This is a genomic window from Pseudomaricurvus hydrocarbonicus (genome assembly GCF_011602365.1).
In the GTDB taxonomy this organism is placed as follows: domain Bacteria; phylum Pseudomonadota; class Gammaproteobacteria; order Pseudomonadales; family Cellvibrionaceae; genus Pseudomaricurvus; species Pseudomaricurvus hydrocarbonicus.
Map to the genome: position 1 here is coordinate 437,935 of NZ_JAAONZ010000002.1, position 17,280 is coordinate 455,214.

Sequence of the window (17,280 nt, forward strand, 5' to 3'; positions counted from 1 at the left end):
TGACTTAATTATCAATAAGAGCATAATCACCATAAAACATAGTAAATACATCAGAATTTATCTTAAGTTAAACTCAATTAGGAGAAACGAAATGCCCGGAATCTATTTTGATCAAGCCGAAGTCGGCCAAACCATCAAACACGGCCTGACCCGAACCGTGACCGAAACAGACAACGTGCTGTTCTGCTCTATCACCCACAACCCGCAACCCCTGCATCTGGACGAGGAGTACGCCAAGAAAACCGAATTTGGGCAGCGCGTTTTTAACAGCATGTACACTGTGTCGTTTGCCTGCGGCGTATCTATTGAAGACACCACCATGGGAACTCTGGTAGTCAACCTGGGATTTGGGGAAATGAAGTTTCCCAAGCCAGTATTTATCAACGACACTCTGCGCGTAGAAACGGTGATCAAAGAAAAGCGCGAAAGTAAATCACGCCCGGATGCCGGCATCGTTACGTTCGAACACCTCGTCTACAACCAGCACGACAACCTAGTCTGCTCCATCATTCGCATCACCCTGCTGCAACGCTCCCCTGCAGCCTGATCCAGAGAATTAGCCATGCACCCTAGATCCTATTTATTTGTTCCCGGTGACAGCGAGAAAAAGCTGGGTAAAATTGCCGGCAGCTATGCTGATGCCATCATTATTTGCCTGGAAGATTCCGTTGCAGAAGCCAATAAAAACACCGCTCGCATCATAACCACAGCTTTTCTGGAAACCTTCGAACAGGACAGCCCGCAAATTTGGGTGCGCATCAATCCTCTATCAACATCACATGCACTGGCCGACCTTTGCGCCGTAATGAAAGCCAAGCCTTTCGGTATTTTTCTCCCCAAACCTGAAAGCCAAAAGCATTTTGAACAGCTGGATCACTATCTTTCAGTTCTTGAGACAGAGCATGGAATCGAAGTTGGCAGCACCCGCATCATGTCACTGGCTGAGAGTGCTCAGGGCACAATCAATCAGTATCAGTTTGCGCAAGCCACACCACGACTGCAGGCCATGACCTGGGGCGCCGAAGATATGTCCGCCGATATTGGGGCTTCTACCAACAAAGACGAAAACGGGAACTACTTTTTGGTTCACCAGATGAATCGGGCTCATTGCCTGGTAACCTGTGGCGCAGGCAATCTGCACGCCGTAGATGGCATTTGCTCAAACTTCAATGATGAAGAAGCCCTGATTCGCGACTGCATTAACGGCAGAAAAGAGGGGTTTGCCGGTAAAATCGCCATTCATCCAAAACAAGTGGCAATAATCAACAAATACTTTTCCCCATCTGAAGAAGAAGTACTTTATGCACAACGAGTGGTTGACGCTTTTGCCAATAACTCTAGCGGGACGGTCGGGCTTGATGGGCGTATGTTAGACCTGCCTCACCTGAAGCAAGCACAACGCACTTTGATGCAGGCGAGTGCTCTCTGATTTATTGCCACGACCTTGATGGGATGTTAACAATTGAAAAAAGCCCCCGCTTATGGGGGCCGATGATTCGATGAAACGGGTTTTATTTTCTGTCGCCCAGATAGGTGTTCACTAGCGAGGTCACGGTTTCCAAAATTTGCTCCCGATTGGAACCTGCAAATCGCATTTGCGCAATCATATGTGCCGCACCGACAATGACCCGGCAGGCCACATCTATATTGACACCCCTATCAATTGAACCATCTCTCAACCCGCGCAAAAGAACCCGTTTCACGCCCCTCAAGGCATTTTCATAAAACCTCAGATACTCTTCCCACAGTGTACCGCGTACGGCAACACTCCATTCAAGCCATACCCGCACATAATCCGGATGATCATCAATGGCATCACAAAATGCCATCAGTATATGCACCACTGAATCGGATGCATTATCGGTTTCATCCGAATGAGGCCCTACAATATCTTCTATCAAAAAACGGGAAACTTCAGCAATCACGACCTCCACCATTTCTTCTTTGGTAGGAAAATAGTGAAATACTGTGGGCACAGAAACTCCAGCCCAAGCCGCCACATCACTGTGATACGCTTCACCTAGTCCTTTTTCGGCACAAATATGCAATAACCCCTGCAATAAATTGGCCCGCCTGGCCTCTGGGGACATTCGTGTAGCTCGAACACGCGGCTTAGTTTGTGCTTGCTTACTTAATCGGCCTTTGTCTGCAGTTTTTTTTGTCAATCGTGGCACCGAGGAAATCCTTTCTAGCTTTGAGGCTTAACCATACCATATTCGGCAGCTTGATTCTCGCCTCAAAGCTAGACAGATACTCCGTTCAGACGCTAATCTGCACTAATGAGAAACTTATCAAAGCGGATTCGAGCACTGAACATACCTTTGCTTTTGAGAACATCAACCGCTGCGTCAATCATCCCTTGAGGACCGCACAAATACCCCTCTGAACCTCTCAAGGATTCTACCGTACGGCGAGCAACCACATCCGTTATCAGGCCCTTTTCCCCCTGCCAACCGGAATCCGATGGCTCTTCTGACAACGCAGGAATAAACTCAAAATTTGGCAAGTCGAGCGAAAAACTCTTGATCTGATCAACCCAAAATAAATCTTCCTGGCTGCGTGCACCATAGAAGAATTGAATAGGCCGCGTTGACTTCTCGTCTTTTAACTGCCGCAACATTGACATGATAGGAGCCATACCGGAGCCTCCTGCAATCATCACCATTGGGGCTTCTGTATCACTAATTCCGAATTGACCGAACGGCCCCCGAATAGTGAGGGCATCACCCGCACAGGCCTGATCCTTCAAATAGCGACTGAAATGACCATTTGGCATCAATTTGATCAACAGTTCTACGCCGCCATCTGTAGAGATATTTGCCATTGAGAATGAGCGAAAATTCTCATCTCCTCGCAGGGATATTTCCAGGTATTGACCAGCGCGAAAGCCAAAGCACTCCCCCTCCGGAAGAGTTAAGACCAAGTGCGCAATATCATGCGTTACCCAGGTTAATTCAGCCAGCGTCAGGGGATGTTCTGCCACCGGAAATTCTGGTGTCAGTTCTTCCAGGGTATAGTCATCATTCAATTCAATGACAACATCTTCTTCGGGTAGCGAACAACATAGCAAGGCAATATCTTCATCGATCTCTGCTTCAGATATGGCCGTGGCATGATCATTGTGCTCAACGCAACCGTCGAGCACCTTCACTTTACATGCGCCGCAGCCGCCATGCTTACATCCATGCCGCAAAGCTACCCCAGCTTTGAAAGCTGCCTCTAAAATCGTGTCATTTTCCTCACAGGAAAACTCTACATCAAATGGCGCCAAGGTAACTTTGTAGCTCATAGATCCCCCAGATCGCTTTTGGGAGGCATTGCAGGGCGCTCAATAATGTACTCACAACGACGTACATCATCAATGGTCCACATTCTTTTGGGCTCCAGCTCTGGCTGTGCCATTAACGTTTTACCGTCTTCACGCAGGTAACCCAATGATTCCGTAACGTCTGCAATGTTCTTGCCTTCGTACATATCATAAAAACTCTTCGACCCAATATAGTGTTCTGGATCTTTGCGGAAAATATGCTCACAGCCATCCGAACAGCAAATGTAATTCTTGCCCCTGAAAGCCATGCTGCGCGGGCGCGCCAAATCGGGGCGCGGAAATATAGTCGGACGCTGACAAACCTGACAGAAATTTGGCAGCCCACCCATCTCTTTCAGTACCAGCTTTCTATCTTCGGGATCTTTGCACTGGCCATAAGCTTCCCAGAATGAGCCAAAGTGCTCATAGAATCCTGGGTATTTCTTCTCAAACCACTCAAAGTCATCGTCATTAAGGGCATCATAGCGATGGAAAAAGACGGGCCACGCACCAAACAGGTATACGGCGGTGGTGTGTGACGTCCAATCCAGATCACTGATCATCTGGTCGAGGAATTTAGGTGGTTTGATACCGAATTTTTCAAGCTTCTGATAGAAACCACCATAGAAATCGTCCATTACCCAGCGATTCAACATTTCTTTGGCCGAATCAGTATGTTTACGGACAAAATAGTCGTTAAACAGGCTGACACCGGTACCGAAACTGGTATGAATACGCCATGACCATTTATCCATGGCATCTTGAATCAATGGAATATTGCGGTCGTCGTTGAGCAGACAGCTTAGCGTCGCCCAGCCATTGGCCATGTGCCGCGCTTCATCGGACTGGATAGTCATCATGGTTGATGCCATCATGTCATCGCCCGATGCGGCCGCTGATGACGACAAACCCACAAAGAAGGGATTGGTGTAACCTGTTTCGATAAACACCTGTAACCCAATAGATGTTTCCACTGGATCAGAGGTCATCAGGTCTTCGGTCATAGAACGGAAAATGGAACTGCCGACACTATTGGCATTTGCTACAGCGGCCATATCATAGCCAGCAGGATCTTTCCAATGGCGCATGTGATGACGAATGATGTTCATCTCCAGATTGGAGTGCCGCATTTCATCCAGCATCTGCATCATGTACCCTTGTCGCAATTCAACGGGCGCTACCGTCCGCGCCATACGACCCATCGCTCTCGCGGCAGCGTATTCAACACCTACTAAATTTGACAAACCAAATTTCATTGCCTCCATCCAGCGAGCATCAGGTTCACCGGTGTGCAAACGGGCCGACGCTTCTAACAAGGCATAATGACGCTCATCTTTTTCCAACTCCTGTTCGCAGTACTCGCGAACGAATGTCTTAAAGGGATCGTTTGGCTTGGCGTCTTTAATGAAGAACTTGGTCGTCTCTACACACTTTTCTTCCTCGCTAATGTAGCTAGGCTCCCACTCAAGATCTTTTACTCGATCATAGGCTTCAGTAATTTTCATAGGTACTCCGAATTAAACCGTTTCTTTTTCTGGATTAAACACACGAATCGATACTGAATCATCGCCTACGTCAATATCGCCTTTGTAGGTGGTCAGTACAGCAAGAAATTTCCCGACGCTGTAGGCATGCCCCATTTCTTCAGCAATTTCGTTCATATCAAACTCCAGGTCTTTACCATCGACAGTCAACGATAAGTAAGACTCATTGTCTTCAACAACAAGACCAGGAACCTTGTCCATCATAACTTCACTGATGATTTCGGCTTCTTCACCCCAAATCAACTTGGCGGATACGATATTATTACCTTGTAACTCTGACATTGAACTAAGCCTTTTTTGTTAAACGAGCGTCAGCTCTAAATCTTGTTTAATTTCAGAAAAATCCGTCAGAACGCGTTCATATGCCTGATCAAAGGTCAATGAGGCGTTTGGTAACCTGTCAAACAGTGGTCGCAAACCTTCACACGCAGCAAAGACATCATCGGCCCATTCGATTATCCAGGCATTGATAACGTCTCTATTTTGAGGGTTTTGATCGCACATTAAGTCCGTAAACGCTTTGGTTGTTTGGCGGCGAACGTCTCGATCAGCCTCAGCCCCCTCGGCGACAATAGTGGTAGTCGCATCACCATTTAGAGGCGCGTGACGCATGACCAGCTCACGATTAAACAGTGACGAAAACAGCGGTTCAATCAAGCAGTTGATGATGACATTAATCTCACCCCAATCGCGGGCAGCTAGCAGTCGCTCAACCAGCTTACGGGCCGACTGCCAACACGGATCTTCAAGCCATATTTGTTTGCAGGTATTGTCACTGAATCCGTCTATGGCTTTTTCCAGAGCCATGCCATACAAGGTAATATCCTGAGCGTGGCGATCCTTCTCTACCGCCTGGAACACAATTGGCTGAGCAATGACATCCGAACCCGCCTCCCGCTGCGCCTGACACAAAGCCATAAATAAGCCATATTCAACGTAACGGTAGGCACTGTAATGCGTGCCCAAAAAGTCCAGCCATTCAGAATTGTAATTTTCAAACAGGTTAGCTCTGGTAGCGCCTGAGATGGCCGCCTCGATGGCACGGCCCGTATTCGCCTGACGTTTTACGTAGGGGGTAAACCATTCCGCGTTGGGATCGCGATAGGCCCACCAGTCCGGGGATTTCAACAGAGTTGCCTCATCACTCCAGATTGGGCGTCCTTGTTTGTCGTAATTGAACCAGCCTTGGGCAGCAAAGTTCTTAGGATCCCACTGTGTGTGCAAGGTAATTTCTTCGTATTGTGTTGCACGACGCTTGGCCGGTTTGATGTAGGCGAACGAGGATGCTTTTCTGTTCGCCCTTGCTCTCTTCTCAGTCACTTGGTTGCTCCCGTAAACAAAGAATTATATTGATTCCTGAATCAATATAAACAATATTGATATGTGGGTCAATATAGATTTGGGTAAAAAAAAGCCGCACTGAAGGCCAGCACGGCACAAGACTTACTGTTGCAAGCAAATGGTTTTAAAAATGGTAGCGCGCCTCTACCCCAAAGGTCCGGGGCTCACCGCGGATGGCATGGTCATAGCCAAATGCCGAGGTATCAAAACCCGAAACCTTATAGTATTTATCGGTAAGATTTTTACCCCACAAGGACAACTCCAGGCTATCGGCAACATAGGACAGCCTGGCATCCAGCAAAGTGTAGGCATCTTGCTTCTGACTGGATTCACCCGGCCCATTAAGATCGGTTTTTTCGGCATTAAATGGGTCAAACCAAGTGTCGTCCTGATATCGAAGCGTAGAGGACAACTCTAGCGTGCCATCTCCCAAGGTCATAACTTCCCAATTTACAAACAGGTTAGCGGTAACCTCCGGCGCAAATGGGAATTGGTTGCCACCGATATCAATACCACCAACCACAACACCTTCGTCATATTCTGACCTCAAGTACCCTGCACTCAAAGACACGTACACAGTGTCGGTGATGTTGCTTTCCAGCTCCACTTCCAGCCCTTTCATTTCACCACTTGCGTTGCGCAAGAAGGTCGTCGCCCCCACCACCTCTTGCACCTGCTGATCAGCGTAGTCATTGTAGTAGGCGGCTATATTGAACTGTAAGCTGTTATCCAACAACCGGGACTTAAAACCTATTTCATAGGCGTCAATAAACTCCGGACTGACAAAGGTAACCTGATCCACAGACTGAGACGCTAAACCATTAAAGGTGCCGGCCCTATAGCCTTTGCTGTAACTGGCATACAGCATCATGTCTTCATCAAGATGATAATCAACCAGTAAACGTCCTGTCACCTCATCAGAATTGCCTTTCAAATCGCCCAGAGTCAGGCTGGTGTCGGGCGATGCCGACAGAGGAATAGCGTTGTACTGAGCCGTGCCGTTAACGTCATAAAATGTCGAACGCGTATGTGACAGCACAAAGTCATCTTCGGTGTACCTCAGCCCCAATGTGAAACGCAAGTCGTCAGTTACATAATGGGCCACTTCAAAGTAGACCGCTTTGGATTCACGAGCTTGCGTGAACGACGAATTGGTTTTAAACCCCGTAGCCAGGACAGAATACAAGGGATCGGCTGGATCAGCAGCACCAGCAATGAAATTGCCCTGACCAATCCAAGAAGAAACCGGTGGATTAAAACCTGGAAATTCAGAAATGCCAGCATAGGTCATTGCCGCTGAAATCGCTCCCGCCAGGGGAACCGTTGATGCCAACGCATCAAAAGAAGCCTGGGGTATTCCCGCCAAATCCTCCAAAGGCTGAAAGAAAGTTTGGTCGTTATTGGTCGATACTTCGTCTTTACCATAATAGGCACCAACGATCAGCTTGGTCTTATCCCAATCCCAGGACAGACGCAAATCCTGATTAAGCTGGTCAAAATCAGAACGAAAATGGGCATAGCAAGCAGCGACAGGCATACCATCACAATCGTTTTTAATATCGTAATCGCCTTCCTGGTATCCGGTGATAGAGGTTAGAGACAAATTCTCTTGCAGATCCCACTCTACTTTGAGGTTGTAGTCTTCCGCCGAGGTTTTGTAGCGTCCATTTTGGTCTGTAACCACTTCATCATCATCGAGTCCGAACATTGCACGACTGTAACCAAACACGTTCTCGGTCAGACCATCCCCGTTAATATCCGCAAATTCATTGGTAACCGGGACCGTACCCCAGGGCTTGGATTGACCGATGGTACCGACAAAAACCACTTCAAGATCATTTGTCGGTGTATACACCAGGCTCAAACGACCCGCATTATCGTCAATAGAGGACATATCTTCATCGGATTCTGCGTTTACGGGCTTAGACGCATTGCTGGGATCGATCAACAAATCCACCATGCTGGGAATATTCTCAGGCGTTTTGTTCTTCAGATAGCCGTCACCCTGATTTTCGGTATATGCCAGCCTTATGGCCAATACATCTTCAATCAGTGTAGTCTCTACCGCCCCCTCAAGAGCCCAACGGTTGTAATTTCCATACTTGCCCATGGCGTAACCGGAAAACTCACCAACCGAACCAAAGCCTGGCAGCTGCGTATGAACGGAAATCGCTCCACCCGTCGTATTACGACCAAACAAAGTACCCTGCGGACCACGAATCACCTCCATACGATCCAGATCAAACAATTGCATACCGTGCGTAGGGCGAAACTGTTTATAGTCCTCATTCACATACACACCAATTGGAGACGCTGCATTCGCATTAAATTCGTTCGCGACACTCACCCCCCTGAGAGAAAAATTAGGCTGAGAACGACCATAAGGGGAAGATACCACCAGAGATGGCACCATTCCTGACATATCCGAAGTCTCTGTTATACCTTTTTGTTGCATCGCACCGGCATCGAATGCCGTGACTGCCAATGGTACTGTCTGCTGTGATTCAGCGACTTTGGTCGCCGTTACCACAACTTCCTCAAGCGCTTGTGCCGCCAACAGCGAAGAACACAGTGCACCGGAACATAAACCGACAGCGATAGACAGTTGTGTCTTGAAGTGACTCATAGAAACTCCGTTATTATGTTTTTAATTCAAAATTAAATACCGAAATAGAAAGATGCTTGCTCTCACTCAAGATTGCCTTTCTAAGCCAGCTCTTTAAGAAGACGCAACTACTCGGCGCCCACTAACGTCTATTAAGATAAATCCTTATTAATATAAAGGTCAATATATATTATTGATAAAATGAGCCAGACTCATTATTATTATGGTCTGTTAGTGTTGAAACTATTGAATATGGTCTGTATAAACTAAAATAAATCAAAGATTAATGAGTTGAACACAATTTAAAATAAGGATAAACCTATGCATTTAGCGTATCTCGAACAAACCCGGCAACAACCTGACCTCAAGCGCCGGAGTGCTTTGAAAAGTTTGGGTTGCGGTGCTCTGCTGGCGGGCATTGCACCAGGAATGGCGTTCGGCGGAGGCAGCAGCTCCCCCGGCTTTAAAGGTGAAGGACGAATGGGCATGTCCACGGGTGAGGACTGGATTGACACCTTTTTTACTGGCGGCGCGTCGGAGATTATTGAGTACTATGCCGATGACTTTGTCTTCGAAGATATTACCTTTTTCCAGGCCATTGATGACAAAGAAACCCTGTACCGCGCTTTTTTGCCTTTTGATGACAGCGGTCCTGATGCCCCGCTAGGCGTTCATCATTTTGATATCATTCGCTATGACGGTGGTCCAGCGGGGGATCGCAAAGGCATTGCCAGACAACCTAAACCAGGTAATTACACCGAAGAAGAATGGGATACTTGGTCCAAAGACACCTTAATGGGTATTGATCACGACTATGATGAATGGGCCGTGATGAACTGGGTTTGGCGAGCCAAACACAATATGGATGACTTTCTCGGTATAAAAGGCTGCAAAGGCAAAACCACCCACACCCGAGGCATCACATTCCATCAGTATCGGGAGCGTAAAATCGTGCGTGAATTTACTTATTGGAACTTTCGCGATGTAGCCATCCAGCTCGGTGCCGCGCAGCCAGCGCAAAAATTCTGGCTTCCGGATACCGATACTGGGAGCAGCAACAGTTGACAAAGAAATAACGGTACATCAATCTGCAGGCCGCTTGCGTTACCAGATCATGTACGTCGCATGAACGGCGCAAAACGGTCTGCGGAAGCTGGCACTGCGCCGACACAGAGCGCTCCATTTAAAAATGGCGCCAGCCTTTCAGCTTCACTCTGGTGATTTGCTTGTTGACCCTATCCGTTTTTTTCACTGCTATACTTTACCCATACTAACCAACTGGTGCTGGCAAATCATGGTGCCTGTACAAAAAACACAAACACTGGGCCACCACTTTCCCGGACGACATTCTCACGCAGGACCGGTGCGAAGATACCTTTTCATCCTCTTCACCCACTTCATCAGTCTCATTATATGTTCGCCAATGCTTGCTGCAGAAAACAGAACAATTACCACTAAAATACATCATAGCAGCCCGCCCTATACGCTGATTAACCCAACATCCAAAAAGCTGGAAGGAGCCATACCACAACTCGTCAATTTAATCGTAACGTTAGCTGGCTATCAGTCAAAGATATTGGCTACCCCTTACCAACGTATACCCATTGCCATGAATCAAGGAACCGCAGATCTTGGTGTTATTTATACTCACAACAACGAAGTCATCGCTGGATCCCTGACAAAATTTTCCTGCCTGACTCAACCTCTGATAAAAACCATTACGTCCATTTATGGACTCGAGAAAAGCCCCAAGGCTCAACCTACACTGGCAATCTTTGGGCTCATTGTCACTTCAGAAAAAACCATAACACTCAACAATAAACAATATTTACTAGAGGAAATGGCCTATTCCGGCCGGGCATTTAAAGCCGTTGTCGCTCATCGGGCTGATTATGTACTGGCTTCTGAAGCTGTCGCCAGGTATTGGCAGACTATTCTGGAACGCCAATTTTTAGAAATCGATACCGTAGGTGAAGCTGATGTTTTACTCTGTGTTTCAACCTCTGAAGCCGACAAAGAGGGTATCGAAAAATTATTGCGACAATTAGAAATCGCGATTTCTTCCATTTCACTGGTAGACAGGCAGGAAATAGCCCGGCGATGGGCTATGCCAATAAATGAGATTTTGCCGTCCCGATAACTTCCTATCGCTTCAGCCCATCAGTTTTTCTAACAACTTGAGGGTTGAATCTTTATAGGGAGCCTTGAAGATAGTTGAAGCACTGAACAAGCCCTGTTCATAGGTGCCCCTCGCATGACTAAACTGACGGAACCCGTCATAACCGTGGTAGGAACCCATGCCACTATGACCGACCCCTCCGAGAGGCATATTATCCTGCAAAGCATGTGCGGCAATGTCATTAATGACCATTCCACCTGAAGTGGTACGATCTTTAATGCTGCTTATCTCAGACCGATCATTCCCAAAATAGTACAACCCCAATGGTCTCTCTCGCTCATTGATAAAGTTAATCACCTCAGTTAAACAGGTATAGGTTTTTACAGGCAACAGGGGGCCAAAAATTTCCTCTGTCATTGCCAGACTTGCATCATCCGGATTCACAAGTAATACAGGTTGTATTTTCCTCTTTGCTTGATCAGCAACGTCTTCAGAATCACCCAAAGGCACAATTGCAGTACCTCGACTTTCACAATCCTGCAAATAACTCATGAGCCTGGAAAAGTGCCGATCGTTAATGATGGAGGAGTAATCCTCATTGTCAATAATATTCGGAAAGCAATCATGCACATACTTTTTCGCTTGTATAGAAAATTCTTCCAGGTCCTGCTCACGAATGAATAACGTATCCGGGGCCAGGCAAATTTGGCCAACATTCAACGTTTTAAACGTCATTACACGTTCAACCACATCTTTAATACAAGCACCTGAACCAACAATTACTGGACACTTCCCCCCCAACTCCAGTGTAACGGGCACCAGGTTCTTCGCTGCGGCCTGCATGACATAACTGCCCACGCCTGGCGCCCCAGTGTACACTAAATGATCAAAATTCTGCTCACTAAAGGCTACCGCCACGTCAACCCCACCAGTCACTACCGATACTTCATCAGCCTCGAAGTATTTACGGAACAAGTCGGCTGTTAACCGGGAAGTGACAGGCGTTAATTCTGAAGGTTTGATTAACGCCCGATTACCCGCAGCCAAGACATTGGCCAGGGGCGAAAACATCAATTGTATGGGGAAATTCCAGGGCGCAATAATACCAACAACCCCCAGCGGTACATAATCTATATATGCTTTAGCGCCAAAGAGATTAAGTGGAAATTTTGCGCCTCGACGCTCTTTTTTCATCCACTTTTTTACATTCTTTTTACTATGCTTGAGAGCCTCGATACTGACCAGAACATCTGCGGCCATGGATTGGAATCGGTGCCGGGTACCGTAATCCTCCGACAGTGCCTGACAAATTGCATCGCTGTTTTCTTTCAGCAATCGTATGGCCCGATCCAGTCGATCAATACGTACAGCCGCAGAAGGTCGACCTTCCTGCAAAAAAGAATGGCGCTGATTATCCACTTGCTTTTTTACTACTTGATGTAAATCCATTCCAGAATCAACCAAAGAAGTAATGTTTTGCTGCTGCATAATCAGTTCCTAAATGATTTTATCTATAATTTATCACTGGCGTTAACGATAACCAGCCGGTCAATCTATTATCCCAATGGCGGGTTACCGGGAAGTTTTTCAAGGTCATCAACTATATTTGGCCAGCTCAGGTGATGTTCCCACCACATATGACCGGCCGGAGGTAAGCTATCAGGATCATCGAGACTCCCGGTTTTAATGAAAATCAAATCAGGAAGTTCTTCCAGCTGGCTATACAATGGTGATCCACAATTGGGACAAAAATAGCGCTTTACAGTTAAACCTGTAGACCCATTTGTTGCGTAGGATGTTGGTTTCCCATTCACGCTGACTGAAGAGGAAGGGAAAAACGCAACAGACGAAAAAGCAGTACCCGAGGCCTTTTGACAGTCTTTACAATGGCAAATTTTGACATCCAATGCTTCCGAGTTACATTGATATGTAACATCACCGCACATACAACGGCCTGAATGATGAACTGACATGATTTGATCCTTAAAGAAACGTTAATGTTTTAATCACACTGCACCATAGGTATTTCTTAAATTTCTTTTAAGAATTTTTCCTGCAGCATTACGAGGCAATGCGTCAACAAAGTGGTATTTTCTTGGTATTTTATAACCCGCAATTCTTTCTCTACAGTAATCTATGAGTTGTGCAGCCTCAAAACTTTCCGAGGGTTTAATCACGCAAACTGCGACTAAAGCTTCACCATATTTTTCATCGGGAATACCAATGACAGCACTTTCAACCACCTGTGGATGCGAACACAAAACTGCTTCTACTTCTGCCGGGTAAACATTTTCTCCGCCACTAACCACCATATCTTTAATACGGTCTTTAATGTAGAGATAACCTTCCTGGTCTATACAGCCCGCGTCACCTGTGTGGTACCACCCGCCAGCCAATGCTTCTGTGGTTTTATCCGGTTGTTTCCAGTAACCCTGCATCATTTGCCCACCTTGCAACAGTACCTCTCCGACTTGATTGATAGCCAAATCGTTACCGGTTTCAGGGTCTATAATTTTCACTCTTGTACCCGGTGCGGGCCGACCGCAGGATTTTAATAAAGACACTTCTCCCGCCAGAGCCCGGTGGTGATCATCCGGTGTTAACCAAATCAGACCAGACACCATTTCTGTCATGCCAAAGCCCTGTTGAAATTCACACCCCAGGATTTCAACGGCTTTCTTCAATTGATTTGGCTCTATAGACGATCCACCGTAAGTAATCGATTTCAAGGAGGGTAAAGAGACAGCCTGCACTTGTGCTTCAGCTACCAAAGCGTTCATCATTGCAGGCACCAGTAATGTATCGACTATCTGTTCCTGTTCTATCGTGGCCAAGACCTCTTGCGGATTAAACGATGTTAAAATGATCAACGGTCTGGCACAGGATAACGCCGCCACTGCTAACGAAAATGCTGCAGCGTGAAATAGAGGCGCCACTGCCAAATGAGGCTCACCCATTTGACGACGGGGAGGCATCGCATGATAAGCTGCAATAAAATGGCACAATTGTTGATGGCTAATCATGACCCCTTTAGGCAGACCCGTTGTACCCGAAGTATACATTTGGTAAACAGTGTCTATTTCTTTGACCGCTTGCATGTCAATGAATGAAGGTGATTGACCAAGAAATGCCTCAAACATCTGCCATCCCCCACCTGACGACCCACCGGGACATGACAGCACACGGGTCTCCAGGCTGGATGGGAAGAGCGAGCCGTCAATTCGATCCACCACCTGCGCCAGCGCCTCGCTGCCTGCAAACAGAATTTTTGCGGCTGAGTCTGACAAGATAAAGGCCAATTCTTGTGGCGCCAATCTATAGTTCAAAGGCACGTAAACAGCGCCTAATTTTGCACATGCAAAAAATAGCGCAAGCTGCTCAATGGAGTTCTCTGACAAGACGGCTACACGATCACCATGTCTCACTCCAACATCGATTAAACCACCAGCAACATTTCCGACATCGGCTGCAAATTCTTTATAATTTAATCTTGTCTGCGCCTGTCCCAGGCACAACTTCGTAGGATATGTATCTACACAGAAATCCAAATAATCAGTAATTAGCATGCTGTTATCTTCAGTGTTTATGTTTTTATTCATCAATGTACTGGCACAGCCAATCCATTATTGACACATGTATCAATATGGATTTTAACAATATTAACCCACAAGTCAATAACGACTGGCAGCACAATACCCCGGGAATAATCTTCTGGCCCAAAAGCCAATATGGTCTTTAGAAAGAAAAGGTAGACGACCTAAAACCCTACATTGTCAGCGCCTTTCAGCGATAGGATCTCTCTGGCCTCTTCTGGTGTCGCAAGCTCCAACCCCAAGCCTTCGATGATTTTTTTAACACGCTGGACCTGTTCGGCATTGGTTTTCGCCAAGCGGCCTTTATCCAACCATAAGGAGTCTTCCAAACCCACACGGACGTGACCACCCATTGACGCCGCCATAGCAGCAATTTTCATTTGTGGGCGCCCTGCCGCCAGCACTGACCATCGATAATCATCACCAAACAAACGATCAGCGGTGCGCTTCATATGCATGACATCTTCCGGGTGCGAGCCGATGCCGCCTAACAAACCAAAGCAGGTCTGAATAAAAAGAGGACCTTTAACAATTCCCTCTTTATAGAAGTGATGCAGGTTGTACAGATGACTGGTGTCGTAACACTCAAACTCATAGCGAGTGCCGGTTTTATTCAGAGTTTCAAAGGCATAACCAATGTCTTTAAAGCTGTTACGAAAAACCAGATCCCTGGAGTTTTCGAGCATCTCCGGCTCCCACTGATGCTTGAACTCCTTGTAGCGCTTCAGCATGGGAAACAGCGCAAAGTTCATAGAGCCCATATTTAAACTGGCAACTTCAGGCTTCCAGAACTCAGCAGGTCTAACCCGCTCTTCAACAGGCATATAGGGTGAGCCACCAGTGGTAATATTAACAATTGCGCTGGAATTATTTTTGATGGTTTTCAGGAACGGTTCAAAGGCTTCCGGGCTTTGATCAGGGCGACCATCCTCCGGATTTCTCGCATGCAAATGCACAATCGCTGCACCCGCCTCTGCCGCCTCAATGGCAGAAGTTGCAATCTCTTCTGCAGTCACCGGCAAATAAGGAGACATAGACGGGGTATGAATAGACCCCGTTATAGCGCAGGAAATAATGATTTTTGAACTCATAAACTTCACCTCTGAACTTGCTTTTTATCGACTGGATAACGAAGCCGCCATCCAAAAACCCAGCTCAACAGTGAAGTTTTATGCAGTTTACATAAACTCTATAACAACTTATTTAATTTACCGATAAGTTGTTCAACTTCACTTTTGTTGGAGCTCTTATTTTTTGTCGCGATGCCATTGAAGATTAAGGAAGTTAACTCTTCTGCCAGTTCATCGACATTCATTTCAACTCCCTGGTCCAACATCCTCCATAAATAATGCTCAATGGTGCCAAACACCACATTGCGCACCAGGCCTACGGATGTTGACTCCGCTATTGCCCCTTCATTGATGCCATACTCGATAATCTCTCCGACCACATGGCTGTACCGTCGATTCAAATCCTGCAACTCATCACTAAAGGTATGCTCAACACCTCGGGATTCGCCCAAAATTACAGCACAAATAGCAGAGTTTTCCTTAACGACGGTAAAATGGGTCCAAACGACATAAAACAGCTTGTTTCGAGCCCCATCAATGCCGCTAATACCCCCTTCAATTTTTCGGGTTATGTCGGCGTAAAACTCTTCCATTACTTTGGAGACCAGCAATCGCTTACTGGAGAAATAGGAGAAGACCGTACCCTCTACGACGCCAATTTTCTCAGCTATTTCTGCTACCGTGGCTTTTTCATACCCACGCAGCTCGAACACCTCTCGTGCAGCCTGTAATATCGACTGAATACGTTGCTCTTTAGAGGGCCGCTTTCCTTTTTTAATCACCGCTTCTGCCATACTTAGTTCCACCTATTAACACACTCATACCTGGTGGATCACCATTTACAGCCTCTAGGTCTGAAAATAATCCGGTTTTCTGAAGGGCCAGAGTTCACCCCAAAGTCGACCACCACCATCGACCGTCATTATATCACCGGTTGTAAAGGAGGAAGCATCACTGGCCAAATATATAGCCGATTGAGCGATTTCCCAGGGTGAACCAAAGCGTTTCATCGGATTAGAATTAGGAAACTGCTGCCGCGCAGCATCGCTATACACCCGCATTCCCTCCGAGGCAATCACGCCAGGAGCTACACAATTGAGGCGAATACCATAGGGGGCCCACTCCACAGCCAGAGTCTTGGTAGCCGCAATAACACCCGCTCTGGCGGCAGCACTGTGCACCATATCCACCATCCCCCTATCGACTACGGTTACGATATTAACCACCACGCCTGGGCGCTGCTGCTCCATCCATAAACGGCCACTGGACTGCATCATGTACCAGGTACCATTTAGATTTGTATCTACAACCGCATTCCAACCTTTGGGGGATATGTCCATTGCCGGCTGGGGAAATTGACCTCCGGCACTATTAATTAAAATATCAAATTCGCCGTGATCCGTGACAATAGCTCTCAATGTTGCATCAACTTGCTCAGCACTGCGTATTGTTAAGGAATACGCCGCCGCTTTAACCCCGTGTTTTGCCAACTTATCACAAGCGGAACAGAGTTTTTCCTGATCTCGCCCCAAAAGCACGACTTCTGCACCAAGCCTTCCACACAGCCACGCGATAGATAAACCAATCCCGCTGCCACCACCACTAATGACCACACGCTTTGACTCAAACAAATTTTCTTTGTAGATAGTCTCAAGGTGAGCCAGCTCTTCATCGGTTAAACCAAATTCTGAAGCCTTCATA

At 46.8% G+C, this 17,280-nt stretch carries 16 protein-coding genes; 4 read left to right on the top strand and 12 right to left on the bottom strand.

The features are described 5' to 3' along the window. The first annotated feature begins 91 nt into the window (after positions 1 to 91). Together G8770_RS04220 and G8770_RS04225 are read left to right on the top strand one after the other, a co-directional pair. Positions 92 to 547, top strand: a complete 456-nt coding sequence (locus G8770_RS04220) for a MaoC family dehydratase (protein ID WP_167182092.1) — start codon at positions 92 to 94, stop codon at positions 545 to 547. A 15-nt stretch (positions 548 to 562) separates the two neighbouring features. Further along, complete coding sequence (locus G8770_RS04225; protein ID WP_167182095.1) at positions 563 to 1,429, top strand: HpcH/HpaI aldolase/citrate lyase family protein; 867 nt, start codon at positions 563 to 565, stop codon at positions 1,427 to 1,429. An 82-nt stretch (positions 1,430 to 1,511) separates the two neighbouring features. On the opposite strand, the gene G8770_RS04230 is transcribed toward G8770_RS04225, so the two are convergent. The 6 genes from G8770_RS04230 to G8770_RS04255 all read right to left on the bottom strand — a co-directional run bounded on the left by G8770_RS04230 (position 1,512) and on the right by G8770_RS04255 (position 8,818). Next, positions 1,512 to 2,174, bottom strand: coding sequence for a TetR/AcrR family transcriptional regulator (locus tag G8770_RS04230; protein WP_167182098.1), 663 nt, complete (start codon positions 2,172 to 2,174; stop codon positions 1,512 to 1,514). A 92-nt stretch (positions 2,175 to 2,266) separates the two neighbouring features. After that, positions 2,267 to 3,289, bottom strand: coding sequence for an NADH:ubiquinone reductase (Na(+)-transporting) subunit F (locus G8770_RS04235; protein WP_167182100.1), 1,023 nt, complete (start codon positions 3,287 to 3,289; stop codon positions 2,267 to 2,269). Continuing rightward, positions 3,286 to 4,812 carry a ferritin family protein gene (locus G8770_RS04240; protein WP_167182103.1) on the bottom strand — a complete coding sequence of 509 codons (1,527 nt, stop codon included), beginning with the start codon at positions 4,810 to 4,812 and terminating at the stop codon, positions 3,286 to 3,288. Before G8770_RS04240 ends, G8770_RS04235 begins: the two co-directional genes overlap by 4 nt. A 12-nt stretch (positions 4,813 to 4,824) precedes the next feature. Further along, positions 4,825 to 5,133, bottom strand: coding sequence for an MmoB/DmpM family protein (locus G8770_RS04245; RefSeq protein WP_167182106.1), 309 nt, complete (start codon positions 5,131 to 5,133; stop codon positions 4,825 to 4,827). Between the two features lie 18 nt (positions 5,134 to 5,151). Then, entirely contained in the window at positions 5,152 to 6,171 is a 1,020-nt protein-coding gene (locus tag G8770_RS04250; protein ID WP_167182109.1) for a ferritin family protein, read from the bottom strand. Positions 6,172 to 6,316: 145 nt separating this feature from the next. Continuing rightward, entirely contained in the window at positions 6,317 to 8,818 is a 2,502-nt protein-coding gene (locus G8770_RS04255) for a TonB-dependent receptor (protein WP_167182112.1), read from the bottom strand. Between the two features lie 300 nt (positions 8,819 to 9,118). Between G8770_RS04255 and G8770_RS04260 the strand changes: the two genes are divergently transcribed. Both G8770_RS04260 and G8770_RS04265 read left to right on the top strand, forming a co-directional pair. Next, positions 9,119 to 9,862, top strand: a complete 744-nt coding sequence (locus G8770_RS04260; protein WP_167182115.1) for a nuclear transport factor 2 family protein — start codon at positions 9,119 to 9,121, stop codon at positions 9,860 to 9,862. A gap of 124 nt (positions 9,863 to 9,986) precedes the next feature. After that, the gene (locus G8770_RS04265) at positions 9,987 to 10,937 is read left to right on the top strand and encodes a type 2 periplasmic-binding domain-containing protein (RefSeq protein ID WP_167182118.1); all 951 of its coding nucleotides are present in this window, start codon (positions 9,987 to 9,989) and stop codon (positions 10,935 to 10,937) included. Between the two features lie 12 nt (positions 10,938 to 10,949). Here G8770_RS04265 and G8770_RS04270 read toward each other — a convergent pair whose 3' ends face one another. The 6 genes from G8770_RS04270 to G8770_RS04295 form a co-directional block, all read right to left on the bottom strand. Next, positions 10,950 to 12,404 carry an aldehyde dehydrogenase family protein gene (locus tag G8770_RS04270; RefSeq protein ID WP_167182121.1) on the bottom strand — a complete coding sequence of 485 codons (1,455 nt, stop codon included), beginning with the start codon at positions 12,402 to 12,404 and terminating at the stop codon, positions 10,950 to 10,952. A 68-nt stretch (positions 12,405 to 12,472) separates the two neighbouring features. Beyond that, a complete protein-coding gene (locus G8770_RS04275; RefSeq protein WP_167182124.1) occupies positions 12,473 to 12,889 on the bottom strand; it encodes a GFA family protein in 417 nt (138 codons plus the stop codon). A gap of 33 nt (positions 12,890 to 12,922) precedes the next feature. Then, entirely contained in the window at positions 12,923 to 14,515 is a 1,593-nt protein-coding gene (locus G8770_RS04280) for a long-chain-fatty-acid--CoA ligase (protein ID WP_167182127.1), read from the bottom strand. A gap of 158 nt (positions 14,516 to 14,673) precedes the next feature. Beyond that, positions 14,674 to 15,600 (bottom strand): 3,5-dioxohexanoate:acetyl-CoA acetone transferase, encoded by a 927-nt coding sequence (gene kce / locus G8770_RS04285; protein ID WP_167182130.1) that lies wholly within the window; start codon positions 15,598 to 15,600, stop codon positions 14,674 to 14,676. Between the two features lie 98 nt (positions 15,601 to 15,698). Continuing rightward, positions 15,699 to 16,373 carry a TetR/AcrR family transcriptional regulator gene (locus tag G8770_RS04290; protein ID WP_167182133.1) on the bottom strand — a complete coding sequence of 225 codons (675 nt, stop codon included), beginning with the start codon at positions 16,371 to 16,373 and terminating at the stop codon, positions 15,699 to 15,701. A gap of 54 nt (positions 16,374 to 16,427) precedes the next feature. Next, entirely contained in the window at positions 16,428 to 17,279 is an 852-nt protein-coding gene (locus G8770_RS04295; RefSeq protein WP_167182136.1) for an SDR family oxidoreductase, read from the bottom strand. Position 17,280 lies beyond the last annotated feature (1 nt).